This window comes from Halorussus sp. MSC15.2 (genome assembly GCF_010747475.1).
Classification (GTDB): domain Archaea; phylum Halobacteriota; class Halobacteria; order Halobacteriales; family Haladaptataceae; genus Halorussus.
This window is the reverse complement of record NZ_VSLZ01000003.1, coordinates 263449-277136: the sequence shown is the minus strand read 5'-3', so window position 1 is coordinate 277136 and position 13688 is coordinate 263449. Positions and strand designations below refer to the sequence as shown.

Annotated in this window: 12 protein-coding genes and 1 pseudogene; 10 read left to right on the top strand and 3 right to left on the bottom strand. The window is 67.2% G+C overall.

Annotated elements, in window-relative coordinates:
- Nucleotides 1-104: 104 nt before the first annotated feature.
- From FXF75_RS12685 to FXF75_RS12675, 3 genes are read left to right on the top strand one after another with little or no spacing between them, the layout of a single operon-like run.
- Nucleotides 105-1007, top strand: a complete 903-nt coding sequence (locus FXF75_RS12685) for a hypothetical protein (protein ID WP_163522246.1) — start codon at nucleotides 105-107, stop codon at nucleotides 1005-1007.
- Nucleotides 1008-1030: 23 nt separating this feature from the next.
- Nucleotides 1031-1321, top strand: a complete 291-nt coding sequence (locus FXF75_RS12680) for a hypothetical protein (protein WP_163521993.1) — start codon at nucleotides 1031-1033, stop codon at nucleotides 1319-1321.
- Between the two features lie 60 nt (nucleotides 1322-1381).
- The gene (locus FXF75_RS12675) at nucleotides 1382-1918 is read left to right on the top strand and encodes an SHOCT domain-containing protein (RefSeq protein ID WP_163522245.1); all 537 of its coding nucleotides are present in this window, start codon (nucleotides 1382-1384) and stop codon (nucleotides 1916-1918) included.
- A 110-nt stretch (nucleotides 1919-2028) separates the two neighbouring features.
- On the opposite strand, the gene FXF75_RS12670 is transcribed toward FXF75_RS12675, so the two are convergent.
- Nucleotides 2029-2901, bottom strand: a complete 873-nt coding sequence (locus FXF75_RS12670; protein ID WP_163522244.1) for a hypothetical protein — start codon at nucleotides 2899-2901, stop codon at nucleotides 2029-2031.
- Nucleotides 2902-3014: 113 nt separating this feature from the next.
- On the opposite strand from FXF75_RS12670, the gene folP reads away from it, so the two are divergent.
- Nucleotides 3015-5459, top strand: coding sequence for a dihydropteroate synthase (folP, locus tag FXF75_RS12665; RefSeq protein ID WP_163522243.1), 2445 nt, complete (start codon nucleotides 3015-3017; stop codon nucleotides 5457-5459).
- Nucleotides 5460-5585: 126 nt separating this feature from the next.
- Here folP and FXF75_RS23495 read toward each other — a convergent pair.
- A pseudogene (locus tag FXF75_RS23495) lies at nucleotides 5586-6622 on the bottom strand (glycosyltransferase); the annotation flags it as partial.
- A gap of 292 nt (nucleotides 6623-6914) precedes the next feature.
- Complete coding sequence (locus FXF75_RS12655) at nucleotides 6915-7478, bottom strand: hypothetical protein (RefSeq protein ID WP_163522242.1); 564 nt, start codon at nucleotides 7476-7478, stop codon at nucleotides 6915-6917.
- A gap of 637 nt (nucleotides 7479-8115) precedes the next feature.
- On the opposite strand from FXF75_RS12655, the gene FXF75_RS23120 reads away from it, so the two are divergent.
- The 6 genes from FXF75_RS23120 to FXF75_RS12630 all read left to right on the top strand — a co-directional run bounded on the left by FXF75_RS23120 (nucleotide 8116) and on the right by FXF75_RS12630 (nucleotide 13627).
- On the top strand, nucleotides 8116-8241 hold the full coding sequence (locus FXF75_RS23120; protein WP_275897411.1) for a hypothetical protein: 126 nt from the start codon (nucleotides 8116-8118) through the stop codon (nucleotides 8239-8241).
- A gap of 389 nt (nucleotides 8242-8630) precedes the next feature.
- Nucleotides 8631-10436: a S9 family peptidase gene (locus FXF75_RS12650; protein WP_163522241.1), complete on the top strand. Its 1806-nt coding sequence runs from the start codon at nucleotides 8631-8633 to the stop codon at nucleotides 10434-10436.
- Nucleotides 10437-10648: 212 nt separating this feature from the next.
- Nucleotides 10649-11605 (top strand): ABC transporter ATP-binding protein, encoded by a 957-nt coding sequence (locus FXF75_RS12645; RefSeq protein WP_163522240.1) that lies wholly within the window; start codon nucleotides 10649-10651, stop codon nucleotides 11603-11605.
- A complete protein-coding gene (locus tag FXF75_RS12640) occupies nucleotides 11602-12435 on the top strand; it encodes an ABC transporter permease subunit (protein WP_163522239.1) in 834 nt (277 codons plus the stop codon). The genes FXF75_RS12645 and FXF75_RS12640 overlap by 4 nt, the downstream gene beginning before the upstream one ends.
- Nucleotides 12436-12472: 37 nt before the next feature.
- Entirely contained in the window at nucleotides 12473-13054 is a 582-nt protein-coding gene (locus tag FXF75_RS12635; protein WP_163522238.1) for an NUDIX domain-containing protein, read from the top strand.
- A gap of 108 nt (nucleotides 13055-13162) precedes the next feature.
- Entirely contained in the window at nucleotides 13163-13627 is a 465-nt protein-coding gene (locus FXF75_RS12630; protein WP_163522237.1) for a DoxX family protein, read from the top strand.
- Nucleotides 13628-13688: the final 61 nt, after the last annotated feature.

Below are 13688 nucleotides of genomic sequence, written 5' to 3'. Positions count from 1 at the left end.
CGATAGTACATGAGACGAGGCAAATAACGAATAGCTCCGAGAACGATTGATTACGGTAGTCACGGGGTTCAAAATCTTCGGTGGGGTACCGGACCAGTGGCCCCGTGCAAGGGGGACTCATGGCAGGGGACGACACCTCAGAGAACGACACTTCGATAGACGAACTGAGCCAGCGAATTCAGCAACTCTCGTCGGCGGACCGGGCCGACCTGTTGGAGTCCGTCAGAGGCGACCAGCTATCGTCGTACCTCGACGCGCGAGGGGAGTACATCGACAATCTCCGCGAGGAGGGACTGATGCCCGGATACCCGGAGGGTCCGTGGTCGGACTACTGCCGGGAACATCCCGAGGACCCGATTTGTCAGCGTATCGTGACGGGCGAACAACAGCGCCAGCGACTCGAAGCGTATCAGCGAGCGAGGGGACAGTTCGTGGACCGTCTTCGGGAGCAGGGACTGCTCTCGGAGGACGAAGGGGGCGGACCGACCGGTCTCGAACCGATGGCGGGTCTCGACTCGACGATGGCTACGACCGGAGCGTCGAGCGTGGAAGGACTCGGGGGAGCGAGTGGACTTGGACGTGCGAGCGACCTCCCGGGGTTCGACTCTCGACACGGCTACACCCCCGACCCCAGCGACCCGTGGCCGTGGCCGGATTTCTGCATGCTGTACCCGTGGTTCTGCGGCAACTGGCCGACTCCGGACCCGTTCCCGTTTCCGGACCCGATTCCGCGACCCGGGCCTCGGCCGGACCCCGTGCCGTTCGCTCGGGGCGAGGCGCGCACGCCGATGTCGAGTCGCAATAGGCTGTTCTCGGGGCAGGGAGTCGGTCTCCCAGCCATCCCGGACCGACCCGAGCGTGTTCCGGACAGGATTCCCGACGATAGATTCCCGCCGCGGGACATCTGCGAACTCGCGCCGTGGTTACCGCAGTGCGACGGTAGACGGTGTCCGCCGATTTGCTACTATCAACCGTCGAACCCGATTTGCTGGGGGTGTTGGTTCTGACGCCGACAGACGACGACCCGTCCGTGGCCGAACTCAGCGACCGCATCGCGGACCTCACGCCGGAGGAACGACGGGTCATCCTCGCGGCGCTCGAAATCGACCGGCACGCCGAGACGACCGACCGCCGCGACCGCGTGGCGGCCTACTGTGACGAGTATCCCTACGACCCGCTCTGTCGGAAGTTCGACCGTCTAATCGGCGACTCGCGGTCCGACCGTCGAGTCGGGGACCACCTCGACGGGTTCGCCGACGGCGGCGGGTGCCCGGAGGCGTGGGAGTACCTCTCGGCGTACCGCGACGCCCGGCGGCGCTGAACGCGCCCGTCCTCTGCGAGAGGACGAAGTTCAAGTACGGCCGCCACCAACGACCGGGTGATGGGACTTTCAGACGACCCGAAAGTCAAACTGCTCGGCGCCGGGTTTCTGCTCTCGCTGTTCGCGCTCGTCGGCCTCGTCGGGTTCGGACTCGTGGCCGCGCTCTCGGCGCTCGCCGCGCCCCCGGCAGGGACCTCGCTCGTCTTCGTCCTCCTCGAAGCCGTCGCGCCGTATCTCGTCGCGTCGGCGCTGGTGGGGATGCTCTCGTTTTTCCTACTGGTGGGGCTTACCGTCGCGGCGGTCCGGAGCGCCTCCATCCCCCGCAACGACCGCCTCGCGCGGTTCGCCCGATTCCTCGAACGCTACTCGTCGGAAGCCCGACGCCTCGGGTTGTCCGAGCGCTTCGAACCGACGGCCGAGGACCGCATCGAGGCGCTCAAGCAGGAGTACGTCGATGGCGAGATAACCGAACTGGAGTACGAGCGCCGACTGCAGGAGTTGATGAACGAGGAGGGCGTCGAGGACGAACACGCCCGACGCGAGCGAGAGCGGACCGGACGCGACGGGAAGGGACGGGAACGCGAGTACGAGTGGTGACGGGCAGGGTCTCCACTCCGACCCAAAGAAACTAATCTGTTGCCATAATAACGTTCGAATCCTTTAAGGAAATAAATATGGGCTTGTAGTGTCGTCTCTCGCTCGTCCGTTCAAACTACCGCGACCGTCTGCTCGATTGATTCGATGCCCCAGTTCAACTGCACGGTCAACTCCTCGTAGTTCTCCGGATAATGCGGTTCGACCGTTCGTTCTGTAGAAACCGTCTCGCCTGCGGGCACTTCGACCCGGATTTCGGGCGTGTCGGAGATGGTCGTCGCGCCGAGTTCCGCGGAGAAGGTCTCGTCGCCCGTTCCCGAGTTGGCGACGGTCAACTCTGCGGTGAACGACGACCCACGCTCGACCTCGCTCGGAACCTCGAACCCCTCGACCGAGAACTCCGGCGGGTTCGCCAGCGCGCGGCGGTGGTCGGCCGACAGCGGCCAGCGCGCGGTCGCGTACTCCTCGTCGGCCGTACCCTTCTCGGCAGACCAGACAACCGCCGCGCGCTCGGCGTCGAGGGGTGCCGGAACCGATACGCCGAACAGTTCGCCCTCCGGTTCCGAGAACGGCCCAGTCAGTGCGCTGGCCGCTCCGTCGAGGAGTCGCCCGTCGACGGCCACCGAGAACTGCCGGAACAACTCGTGGTCGGACACCGTCGCATCGACGACGACGAACTGCCTGCTAGAATAGGCTATAGGACTCACGTGGGGGAACTGAGTGTAGGCAGTCCGTTGGACGTGAACGTCGTGGACCGTAACGGTCCCGCCCTCGGGCGTCTCGAAGGTCCCACCGAGTGCGAGCGTTTCAGAGTCAGCGGACGCATCGGACGAGGCGGTCGTCGTCTCTGGCGCGGGAGGAGTGGTCTCGGTTTCGGTCGTCCTTCCAGCAGTCGGCGTGCCGGGCGACTCGGCCCCGACGCACCCGGCGATGGGGAGGCTTGCGCCGAGGGCAGAGAGGGACGAGAGGAGGCGGCGTCGTCGCATATCCGGAGGCAACCGGGCGCACCGGTAAATGCCTTCAGGTCGGTGATACACAGTCGTTCGCCCGGCCTTCCGACTCCGACACTCCTAAGCGCGCCGCGTTTGTTCACGCAGATATGGACTACCACGAGGCGGCGAACTTCCTGTTCGACCTGCGTCGGTTCCGCCCCAAACCGGGCACGGAATCGACCGCGCAGTTGCTCGCCCACCTCGACGACCCTCACGAGGGGGTCGAGTACGTGCAGGTCGCCGGGTCGAACGGGAAGGGTTCGACGGCCCGGATGACCGAGCGCGCGCTCCGGGAGGCGGGTCTCGACGTGGGGTTGTACACCTCCCCGCACTTCGACGACGTGCGCGAGCGAGTTCGGGTGAACGGCCGCAAGATTCCCAAGTCCGCGGTCGCGACGTACGCCGATTCGGTCCGTGGGTACGTCACCGACCGGGCGGCCGACGGCGAGGCCCCGACCTTCTTCGAGGTGATGACGGGACTCGCGCTCTGGCACTTCGGCCGCGAGCACGTGGACGTCGCGGTGCTGGAAGTCGGCATCGGCGGCAAGTATGACGCGACCAGCGTCGTGGACCCGGTCGCCAGCGCGGTCACGAGCGTCACCCTCGAACACACCGGCATCATCGGCGAAACTATCGAGGAAATCGCCCGGGACAAGGCCCACGTCGCGCCCGACGACGCGCCGCTGGTGACCGCGACGACCGGCGAGGCGCTCGACGCCGTGCGAGCGCAGGCGGGCGAGGTCCGCACCGTGGGAGAGACCAACGACGCGGACGTGCGCGTCGAGTACGGCGGCCGGACCAACCACACCGAGGCCGCCGTCTCGCTGACCGGAGACGAGTGGAGCGTCGAGACCGAAATCCCTCTGCTTGGCGAGTATCAGGCCCGGAACGCGGGCGTGGCGGCCGCGCTGGCCCGGCAGGTCACCGACCTGAGCGAGACCGAACTGGCCCGCGGTCTCCGGAAGGCCGACTGGCCGGGTCGGTTCGAGGTGATGGGTCGGGACCCCGTCGTCGTCCTCGACGGCGCGCACAACCCCGGCGCGTGCGAGGCGCTGGCCGAGACGCTGGCGGAGTTCGACGGCGAAACCGACGAGTTCCACCTCGTCTTCGGCGCGATGCACGACAAGGACCTCCGGGGGATGGCCGCGGCGCTCCCGACCCCAGACCGGGTGGTCGCCTGTCAACCGAACCTCGACCGGGCGGAAGACGAGGCGGTCGTCGCCCGCGCCTTCGAGGAGTCGGGCGCGGACGAGGTGCTGACCCGCAACTCCGTCGAAGGCGCGCTGGAGAACGCGCTGGACGCCGCGAGCGAGGACGACCTCGTGCTGGTCGCGGGGTCGCTGTTCGCGGTCGCGGAGGCCCGGTCGCGGTGGACCCGCGCCGAGATTCCCAAGCGCATCCGGAATCTCGACGACGCCCGCGACGCGCTGGAAGGCGCGGACGTGACCGACCCCGGCGTCTGGCGGATGCGCGGCAAGGCCGTCCACCGGGTGCTGAAGACCCGCGTGCAGGTCCGGCAGGCCCGCTACCTCAAGGAGGAGATGCTGAGCCTCGGCGGCGAGTGCGCCGTCTCGGGCGTCAACGAGCAGGACGAGGAGAACGTGGACGTGGTGCTGATGGGGACGTTGGCCCAGTTCAAGCGCCTCGCGGCGAAACTCGACGACCAACCGTACGGCCTGTCGGTGTTCGCCGACGAACTCCGGGAGGCGCTGGGCATCCGGACCGAGACCGAGCGCCGGGGCTACCCGTGGGAGGACGCCACCGCGGTCATGGGCATCCTGAACGTCACGCCCGACAGTTTCCACGACGGCGGCCGGTACGAGGCGGTCGAGGACGCGGTGGCCCGCGCCGAGCAGATGGTCGAGGCGGGCGTGGACATCATCGACGTTGGCGGCGAGAGCACGCGACCCGGCGCGGACGAGATTTCGGTCGAGGAGGAAATCGAGCGCGTCGTCCCGGTAATCGAGCGCATCGCGGACCTCGACGCGATGCTCTCCATCGACACCCGGAAGGCCGCGGTCGGTCGGGCCGCCCTCGAAGCGGGCGCGGACGTACTCAACGACGTGTCCGGATTAGAGGACCCCGAGATGCGCTTCGTGGCGGCCGAGTACGACGCACCCCTCGTGGTGATGCACAGCATCGACGCCCCGGTCGTCCCCGACAGGGACGTGGAGTACGACGACGTGGTCGAGGACGTCATCGACGAACTGGAGGAGCAGGTCCTGCTGGCCGAGAAGGCGGGTCTCGACCGCGAGCAGATAATCGTGGACCCCGGTCTGGGCTTCGGCAAGTCGATGCGGGAGAACTTCGAGTTGCTCGGCCGGACCGACGAGTTCCACGCGCTGGAGTGTCCCGTCCTCGTCGGTCACTCCCACAAGTCGATGTTCGGTCTGGTCGGTGCCGAGGAGGACCGGACCGCCGCGACGGTGGCCGGGACCGCCATCGCGGCGGAGCGCGGTGCCGACATCGTTCGCGTCCACGACGTCGAAGAGAACGTCGAGGCGGTGCGTGCGGTGGAGGCCGCGGACGACCCGGACCGATTCGAGGAGTAGCTACCTGACGCGACGATTGTCCTGTTTTCACAACAGCACGACCAACAGCACCACCAGCGCCACGACCGCCACCGCGCCGCCCGCCAGCGCCGCGGGTTCGACCCAGCTCATGCGCTCTTCGGCCTCGTCGTAGGCTGTCAGGTACTTGTCAAGCACCTGCTCCTCGTCGTACTCGGCGAAGTTCTCGTTGAACTCCATCGGTTCCATCTCGCTCGCCGTGACGAGGGCGTCGGTGAGTTCCTGCTCGCTGGTGGTCCGGAACGCGCGGTTCTCCTGTTCGACCAGTTCGTGGGCGCTCGACTCGACGTGGTACTCCACGACGCCCGTACTACCGGAGGCCAGCGCCCGGAGCAGGTCGGTCGGAAACGCCTCTCGGCGCGCGGTCTGGACGTAGACCTGCGCGCCCTTGAACGCCGACAGTCGGTTTTCGAGCGGTTGGTCGCCCGCGAACGAGACGCGGTCCTCGATTCGCAGGTCGCGGACCTGTCGTTCGTACACGTCGCGCTCGGGACCGTCGCCGATGACGACGCCGACCAGTCGTGGTCCCGGAGTTCGGCGAGCGCGAGCAACAGGCTCTCCAAGTTGGCGTCGGCGTCGAGGCGGCGGGAGTAGACGATGTCGGCGACGTCGCGCGGTTGGGCCGCCCGAATGGCGTCGATGTCGATACCGTTGGGGACGACCCAGACCGCGTCGCCGTCCGCACCGAGTTCCCGGACGCGGGTCCTGACGGTCTCGGAGGGCGCGAGAACGAGTTCGGGGAGGCTGGCGGCGAGTCGCCACAGCGGGTCGTCGGCGTCGCCCGCGTCGGGTGACTCGTACCAGTCCACCACGAGCGGCGCTCGGAGGACGATACTGGCGGCCTTCGCGGCGAGAACGTGTGTCGGGTCGGCGGCGGTGGCCTGAATTACGTCCGGGTCGATGGCCCGGAGTGCGGCCGGGAGCGAGACGGCGAACCGACCCTCGCCGGGCGACTTCGCGGTGACCGCCCGGTAGGTCACGCCGTCCTGCTCGAACGAGTCGTGGTCGCCGTCCCACCACTGCGCACAACAGATGAACACGTCGTGACCCCGGCCAGCGAGTGCCTCGGCAGTGCGTCGGATTCGTCGCGTTACCCCCGTCTCGCGGTGTTGGGCCACCGTCTCCGAGACGAACGCGACGCGCATACGAACCGCCACGAAGCGCCCCACTAAAAACCCTCCTTTCTCGTCTCGCGGTCCGCTCCGTTGGTTCTACGCTCGTTCCCGACGCTGACTCGAAAACGTATCGAAACCCGCGGGACGCGGTAGATTGGAGGTACCGAACGGAGTCCGTTCAGCGACGCGAGCAGGACTCTCCTCCGGGACGAGGCCGACGAGACCGGAGCAGGACGGGGACCGTGACGGTGCGTGTTCGGGCCGTTCTGAGGGCCACGATTACAGACGAGAACGGAGAACTCCGAGGAGGGAACCCCTCGTCTCAGTCGTTGACTTCGAGGATGAAGTCCGGCGCGGCGTTGTCCGCGCGCCGCCGCCAGCGTCGCAGGTCGTGCGTGTGGAACAGCGCCGTCGCGCCGAACACCGAGATGACCAGCAGGGCGTACTCGACCCCCGAGAGCAGCGAGAAGGGGTAGAACCCGACCCAGACCGAGGCCAAGAGGACCAGACTCAGCGCGGCGAGACCGAGGTACACGCGGTGCCACGGAAGCGACGTTTGCGGGTCGCTGGCCAGTTGCATGTCGAGTTTCGCGGCCTTGTCGGTCGTGTGGACCAGACTCCGGTCGGGGTCGTACCGGAGGACGCCCGCCGACTGTAACTTCGGTAGGTGGGTCTGATGGAGCGCGCTGTACACCGACTTGCGCTGGCCGGTCGATACCTGCGACACCGTCGTGTCGTTCTCCCACGCCGCGACCTGTTCGGCGAGTTCGCCGAGTTCGACCGGTCCCCCGTACCGCTGGAGATAGTAGAGCACGTAGCGACGGCGCAGGTTCTTGACGGCGTCGAAGACCTCCTCCCGGGACGTCCGTGAACTTTCGGTGGCCATCACTGCGGAAAACGGAGGATAGAAACGCGCATAAACCGATTCGACTGTTTACGCGCTCGCCGGTATCGTTCAACTGTTCAACCGAAAGTTGTGCGGACGGGGCCAGAAGAAACTCCCCGTTCCGTGGCGACCGTCGAATTCGAACCCGCTGCCGAAACCCCGACTGACAACCCGCCGAGAACTCCGTTCGTGCCACCGACCGGAGTTCCGGACGTGCCGACCGCGACGTGCCCTGGACACCCGGCCCTCGGGGAACCGTCCGTTACCGCGGTTCCATTGGTTGTTTCGAGCAGTCGGAGCGAGCGGTCCCCGTCCGACGGTCGTGCGTCGGTCGGTCAGGCGAACGTCGAATCCGACGGAATCCGCCCGTATACACACCGAGCGGGCGACGAAAACGGTATCTGAGTCAGCCGCGACGGGCGCTCCCGCCTCCACGTTCGCGTCGCTCCACTTCGCGTCGCCGCGCACGCCGTCCTACCTACCGGCGTGGTGGTCTCGGTCGTCCCCGCTTCGGTGGTGGTTCCTCGCTCGTCCTCCCCTCCGTGGTGGTTCCGTCAGTCGTCGTGGCCGTGCTTTCGGTTGCGGTCGTCTCTGTCGTACTCGTCGTTCCCGGTCGTCCCCTGCTCGGTCGTCGTCGATGGTCTCGGCCGTCGATTGGTCGTCCGTCTCGGTCGCCGTTCACGTCGCCGCCCGCCGCGCCGAAGCCAGCGCGGTCGTCGGGGGCCGCCCCGACGACGGTCGCGTCGGCGTCGTGGAAGCCTAGGGTTCCGGCCGGACTCCCGTCCCGTCCGGCAGAGGCGTCGATGGAATCGTCCTGCGAGCGAGAGCGTCGCCGGGGTTCGAGAGAGCGAGACCCGCCCCGCCAGCGCCGAGTGCAGTTACCGCTACGAGCAACGACGCGACTACGAAGTCCGTCTCCGAGTCCGCTTCATCTCTCGGTCGGCGTTCGTGGCAGTCGGGTTTTGTTAATCGGCGGATGAACCGTCGTAACTGAGTGTTTCCGGGGCGGATAGTCGCCCCGGAAAATCGGGGCGGGGAGTCGGTTAGATAGGGAACTGACGCGTTGGCAGCGTGTGGTCTCAGTCCTCGGGCCGCGGGCCGCCGACCGCCGGAGTCCAAAGCGATTTGTCGGTCGGTTCGTAACCACGACCCATGCAAACGTACGACTTCGAGCGCTACCTCAACGTGCGGAGCGCGAACACGCCGTCGTTCGGCCCGGACGGCGAGCGACTGTCGTTCCTGATGGACACGACGGGCGTCCCGCAGGTGTGGCGACTCGACGCGCCCCGCGAGTGGCCCCGGCAACTCACCTTCGAGGAGGAGGCCGTCAGTTTCGCGTCGTGGTCGCCCGAGCGCGACGAACTGATATTCGGCATGGACCAAGGCGGCGACGAGCGCACCCAGCTATTCCGCCTCGACGGCGACGGCGAGACCATCACGCCGCTGACCGACATGCCGGACGCCATCCACTACTGGGGCGGGTGGAACTCCGACGGGTCGCGGTTCGCGTTCGCTTCGAACCGTCGCGACGAATCGGTGTTCGACGTGTACGTGCAGGGCCGCGACGAGCGCGGCGACGACGCCGAGATGGTCTACGAGGGCGACGGCTGGCTCTCGGCGGTCGGGTGGAGTCCCGACGACGAGTCGCTCGCCGTCCTCGAATCCCACTCCAGTTTCGACCAAGACCTGTACGTCCTCGACGTAGAGACCGGGGACTGCGACCACCTCACGCCCCACGAAGGCAACGTGCGCTACGGGTCGGTCAACTGGAGTCCCGACGGCGACGCGCTCTATCTCACCACCGACGAGGGGGCCGACACCACGTACTTCGCTCGACTCGACCTCGAAACCGGTACCGTCGAAACCGTCGCGGAGGGCGGCGACTGGAACGTCGATAGTGCCACCGTGGACGAGGACACGGGCCGGTTCGTCCTCGGGCGGAACGTGGACGGCTACACCGAGTTGACGGTCGGCGAACTCACGGGCGAGACCGAGTATCGCGAGTTCCCGACGCCGGACCTGCCGTCCTGCGTGGCAGGCGGCCCGTCGTTCGACGACGAGGCAGAGCGGTTCGCGCTCACCGTCACCGCGAGTACCGGAAACACCAACGTCCACGTCGTGGACGTCGAGACCGGCGAGACCGAGCGGTGGACCGACGCCGCTACCGCCGGACTCCCGAAGTCCTCGTTCGTCGAACCCGAACTGGTCCGTTACGAGACATTCGACGGCAGGGAGATTCCGGCCTTCTTCTCGGTCCCCCACGAGACTCCGGACGGCGCGACGCCCGTCATCGTGGACATCCACGGCGGTCCCGAGAGCCAGCGCCGCCCCTCGTTCCACCCCGTCAAGCAGTACTTCCTGAACCGGGGTTACGCCTACTTCGAACCGAACGTCCGCGGGTCGGCGGGGTACGGCAAGGCGTACACCCATCTGGACGACGTGGAGAAGCGGATGGACTCGGTCGCCGACATCGAGGCGGGCGTCCAGTGGCTCCGCGACAGGCCCGAAATCGACCCCGACCGAGTCGTCGCCATGGGCGGGTCTTACGGCGGGTTTATGGTGCTGGCGGCGCTGACCGAGTACCCCGACCTCTGGGCGGCGGGCGTGGACATCGTGGGCATCGCCAACTTCGTGACGTTCCTCGAGAACACGGGCGACTGGCGGCGCGAACACCGGGAGGCCGAGTACGGGTCGCTCGAAGACGACCGCGAGTTCCTCGAATCCATCAGTCCGAGCAACCACGCCGAGAACGTCGCGGCACCGCTGATGGTCCTCCACGGCGCGAACGACCCCCGCGTTCCGGTCGGCGAGGCCGAGCAGATAGCCGACGTCGTCGCCGAGCAGGGCGTCCCCGTCGAGAAACTCATCTTCGACGACGAGGGCCACGGCTTCTCGAAACTGGAGAACCGCATCGAGGCCTACACCAGCGTCGCCGCGTTCCTCGACGAACACGTCTGAGCGGGCAGTCGCCCTGCGAGCGAGATGGTCCTTCAAACGCGAGCGCGGTTGCTGGTTCTGCAAACTGTCGGGGTGTTTATCCCAATCGCGGTCCATCGTCCTCTCGTGCCACCGACGAGCGACGCGTCGTCACGCGCTCGACGCCGCGACGCGGCAGTGCCGAGAACCGAGCGGCGAGAGGTGACGAACCACACGACTACGACAGTCAACTCATGTCTGCAATCGACACTCACGACCTGACGAAGCGATTCGGTGACGACGTCCTCGCCGTCGATTCGCTCGACCTCACGGTCGAGACCGGGGAGATTTTCGGCTTCCTCGGTCCCAACGGGGCGGGCAAATCGACGACTATCAACGTGCTGTTGGACTTCATCCGACCGACTGAGGGGTCGGCCGAGGTGCTGGGCCACGACGCCCAGCGCGAGACCCAAGCTATCCGCGAGCGCGTCGGCGTCCTCCCCGAGGGCGCGACGCTCTACGACCGACTGACCGGCCGCGAGCACGTCGCGTGGGTCGCCGAGACCAAGGACGCCGACGCCGACCCGGACGCGATTCTCGACCGGGTCGGACTCGACCGCGACGACCGCCAGCGCCGGGCGGGCGGCTACTCCAAGGGGATGAGCCAGCGCCTCGCACTCGGGATGGCGCTGGTCGGCGACCCCGACCTCCTGATTCTGGACGAACCGTCGTCTGGTCTCGACCCGAACGGGATTCAGGAGATGCGCGACCTGCTCCGCGAGGAGGCCGAGCGCGGGACGACCGTCTTCTTCTCCAGTCACATCCTGCCCCAGGTCGAAGCCATCTGCGACCGCGTGGGCATCATGAGCGACGGCCGACTCGTCGCCGAAGACACCATCGCCGGTCTCCGAGAGGGCGCGGGCGGGAGCAGTCAGATTACGGCCACGGTGGACCGCGTGCCCGCGGACCTCGACCTCGCCGCGCTCGCGGGCGTCGAACGGTGGAACGCGGACGGGAACGCCGTCACCGCGGTCTGTTCGGACCCCGGTGCGAAGATAGACGTGCTCAAGCGCATCGACGAGGCGGCGACGATACTCGACATCCAGTCCGCGGAGGCGTCGCTCGAAGACCTGTTCAACCGGTACACCGACGCCGACCCCGGCGACGCGACCGACGGCGACACCGACGACTCCCCGGAGGTGGCGGCGTGAGCCTCCGCGCCGTGGTCCGCAAGGACTTCAAAGACGTTCGCCGGGCGAAGTTACTCTGGTTCGTCGGCGGTATCTACACCCTGTTCGCCGTGCTGTTCTTCTACACCGGGAGCACGGGCGAGAACCCGCGCGTCCTCCTGCAGCTCTGGAACATGTCGGGACTCGCGGTGCTGTTCATCCCGCTGGTCGCGCTCGTGGCGGCCTACCTCTCCATCGCCGGCGAGCGCGAGTCCGGGAGCATGAAGTTCCTGCTCTCGATTCCCAACCGGCGCAGGGACGTGGTGTTCGGCAAGTACCTCTCGCGGGCGGCCGTGGTCACCGGAGCCATCCTGCTGGCGTTCGGGGTCGCCGCGGTGCTGTCGGCGGTGTGGTACCCCGACCTCGAACTCCCGACGTTCGCTCGCGTGGTCGGCCTGACCCTCTACTTCACGCTGGCGTACGTCTCGGTCGCGGTCGGCATCTCGGCGCTGACGGCCTCCCGGTCCCGGGCGATGGCCGGGTCCATCGGCTACTTCTTCGTGTTCAACGTCCTCTGGATTCAGGGGTCGGCGTTCTCCGTCGTGGGCGCGCTCCGGTTCGTGTTCGAGGACACGCTGGGCGTCGCGCTCTCGTCGAACACCGAGTCGTTCGTCCGGAGTCTGAGTCCGACGACCGCCTACCTCCAGTCGCTCGAACTCGCGTTTCCCCCGGGCTACCGGGACATCCCCGCTCCGGACCCCTCGACGCCGTTCTACCTCGAACCGGAGTTCATGCTGGTAATCCTCGCGGTCTGGGTGGTCGGTCCGCTGTTGGTTGGCTACTGGCGGTTCGAGCGCGCCGAACTCGGATAGCGAAGTCTCCTTCTGCTCGGGGGTCGAAGCCTCTGTCGTGACGATACCCGAGCGTTCGCGCCGCAGGGTCGAATCGGCGCTCGACCGCCTCCGACGCGAGTACGACGCGGTCGAGGTGGTCGAGAAGACGTGGAAGCATCCGCCCGCTGCCTACGACCGCGTCCGCGAGCGCTTCGAGGCCGGGACGCTCGGCGGGGCGGGCATCTGGACCACCGACGACGATGGCCGGGTGCTGCTAGTGCGCCACGAGGACGAGTCGGCGTGGAGCGACCCCGGCGGGAAACAGGAACCGGGCGAGACCCTCGAAGACGCCGCCCGGCGAGAGACCCGCGAGGAGACCGGCGTCGAAGCCGAGATTACGGGGGTTCGGCAGGCCCACCGCATCGAGATTCGGAGTATCGAGAATCAGCGCGCAGACGACGGGGCGGAACAGCGAGGGAACACACGACCGGACCGACCGCCCGTCCACCGCCTCATCGTTATCTTCGACGGCGAGTACGTCTCTGGCGAGGTCCGCCCCCGTGAGGGCGAAATCGCCGAAGTGCGATGGTGGCGCGAGCGCCCGAAAGAGCTGCTGTATCCGGAGCTGGCCGGGTTTCCGATTCCCGCGCCGGAGTGACAGAGGGAGCGTCTTCCCGCGCCGAAGTGACAGGCGGTCAGAAAGTCGGCGTATCGGGCGGCGAGCGTGGCGAACAGACGTAAGTCGCTCGCCGTGCTACGTTTGCCCATGGCTCTACTCGGAGACGACTCGACCGAGAGCGTCGCAGAAACCGTGCAGGAGACCAGGGAGGCCGTGCAGGGAGAGACTCCGCCGAAGACCAGTTCCACGTCGTTCAAACTCGCCCGCCTGCTGTTCGGCGGCGTGCTGGCGTTCATGGCGGTGGACAACTTCCGGAATCTGGAGGAGACGGTCGGGTACGCCGAGAGCAAAGGCGCGCCGATGGCCGAGACGACCGTTCCGGCGGTTACCGGGAGTCTGCTGTTCGGTGGTCTCGGCATCGCGGCGTGGAAGCTCCCGCGACTCGCGGCCGGAGCGGTCGCCACTTTCTTCCTGAGCATCACGCCGGTCATGCACGACTTCTGGGCGATAGACGACGAGGAGCAGAAGCAACAGCAGATGATTCACTTCCTCAAGAACCTCGCGCTACTGGGCGGCGCGCTCGCGTTCCTCCGAATCGGCGAGGACGATTAGCGAGCCAGCGGTCGGAGAAATAGAGTTACGCTGTCTGTCGAATCGGTACGGGAAAAGGTCG

Excerpts from the sequence above, each read along its gene's own strand:
- FXF75_RS12670 (WP_163522244.1), bottom strand. The coding sequence starts at position 2,901 with ATGCGACGACGCCGCCTCCTCTCGTCCCTCTCTGCCCTCGGCGCAAGC.
- FXF75_RS23120 (WP_275897411.1), top strand. The coding sequence starts at position 8,116 with ATGGTCTCGGCCGTCGATTGGTCGTCCGTCTCGGTCGCCGTTCACGTC.
- FXF75_RS12650 (WP_163522241.1), top strand. The coding sequence starts at position 8,631 with ATGCAAACGTACGACTTCGAGCGCTACCTCAACGTGCGGAGCGCGAAC.
- FXF75_RS12655 (WP_163522242.1), bottom strand. The coding sequence starts at position 7,478 with ATGGCCACCGAAAGTTCACGGACGTCCCGGGAGGAGGTCTTCGACGCC.
- FXF75_RS12675 (WP_163522245.1), top strand. The coding sequence starts at position 1,382 with ATGGGACTTTCAGACGACCCGAAAGTCAAACTGCTCGGCGCCGGGTTT.
- FXF75_RS12630 (WP_163522237.1), top strand. The coding sequence starts at position 13,163 with ATGGCTCTACTCGGAGACGACTCGACCGAGAGCGTCGCAGAAACCGTG.
- FXF75_RS12645 (WP_163522240.1), top strand. The coding sequence starts at position 10,649 with ATGTCTGCAATCGACACTCACGACCTGACGAAGCGATTCGGTGACGAC.
- folP (WP_163522243.1), top strand. The coding sequence starts at position 3,015 with ATGGACTACCACGAGGCGGCGAACTTCCTGTTCGACCTGCGTCGGTTC.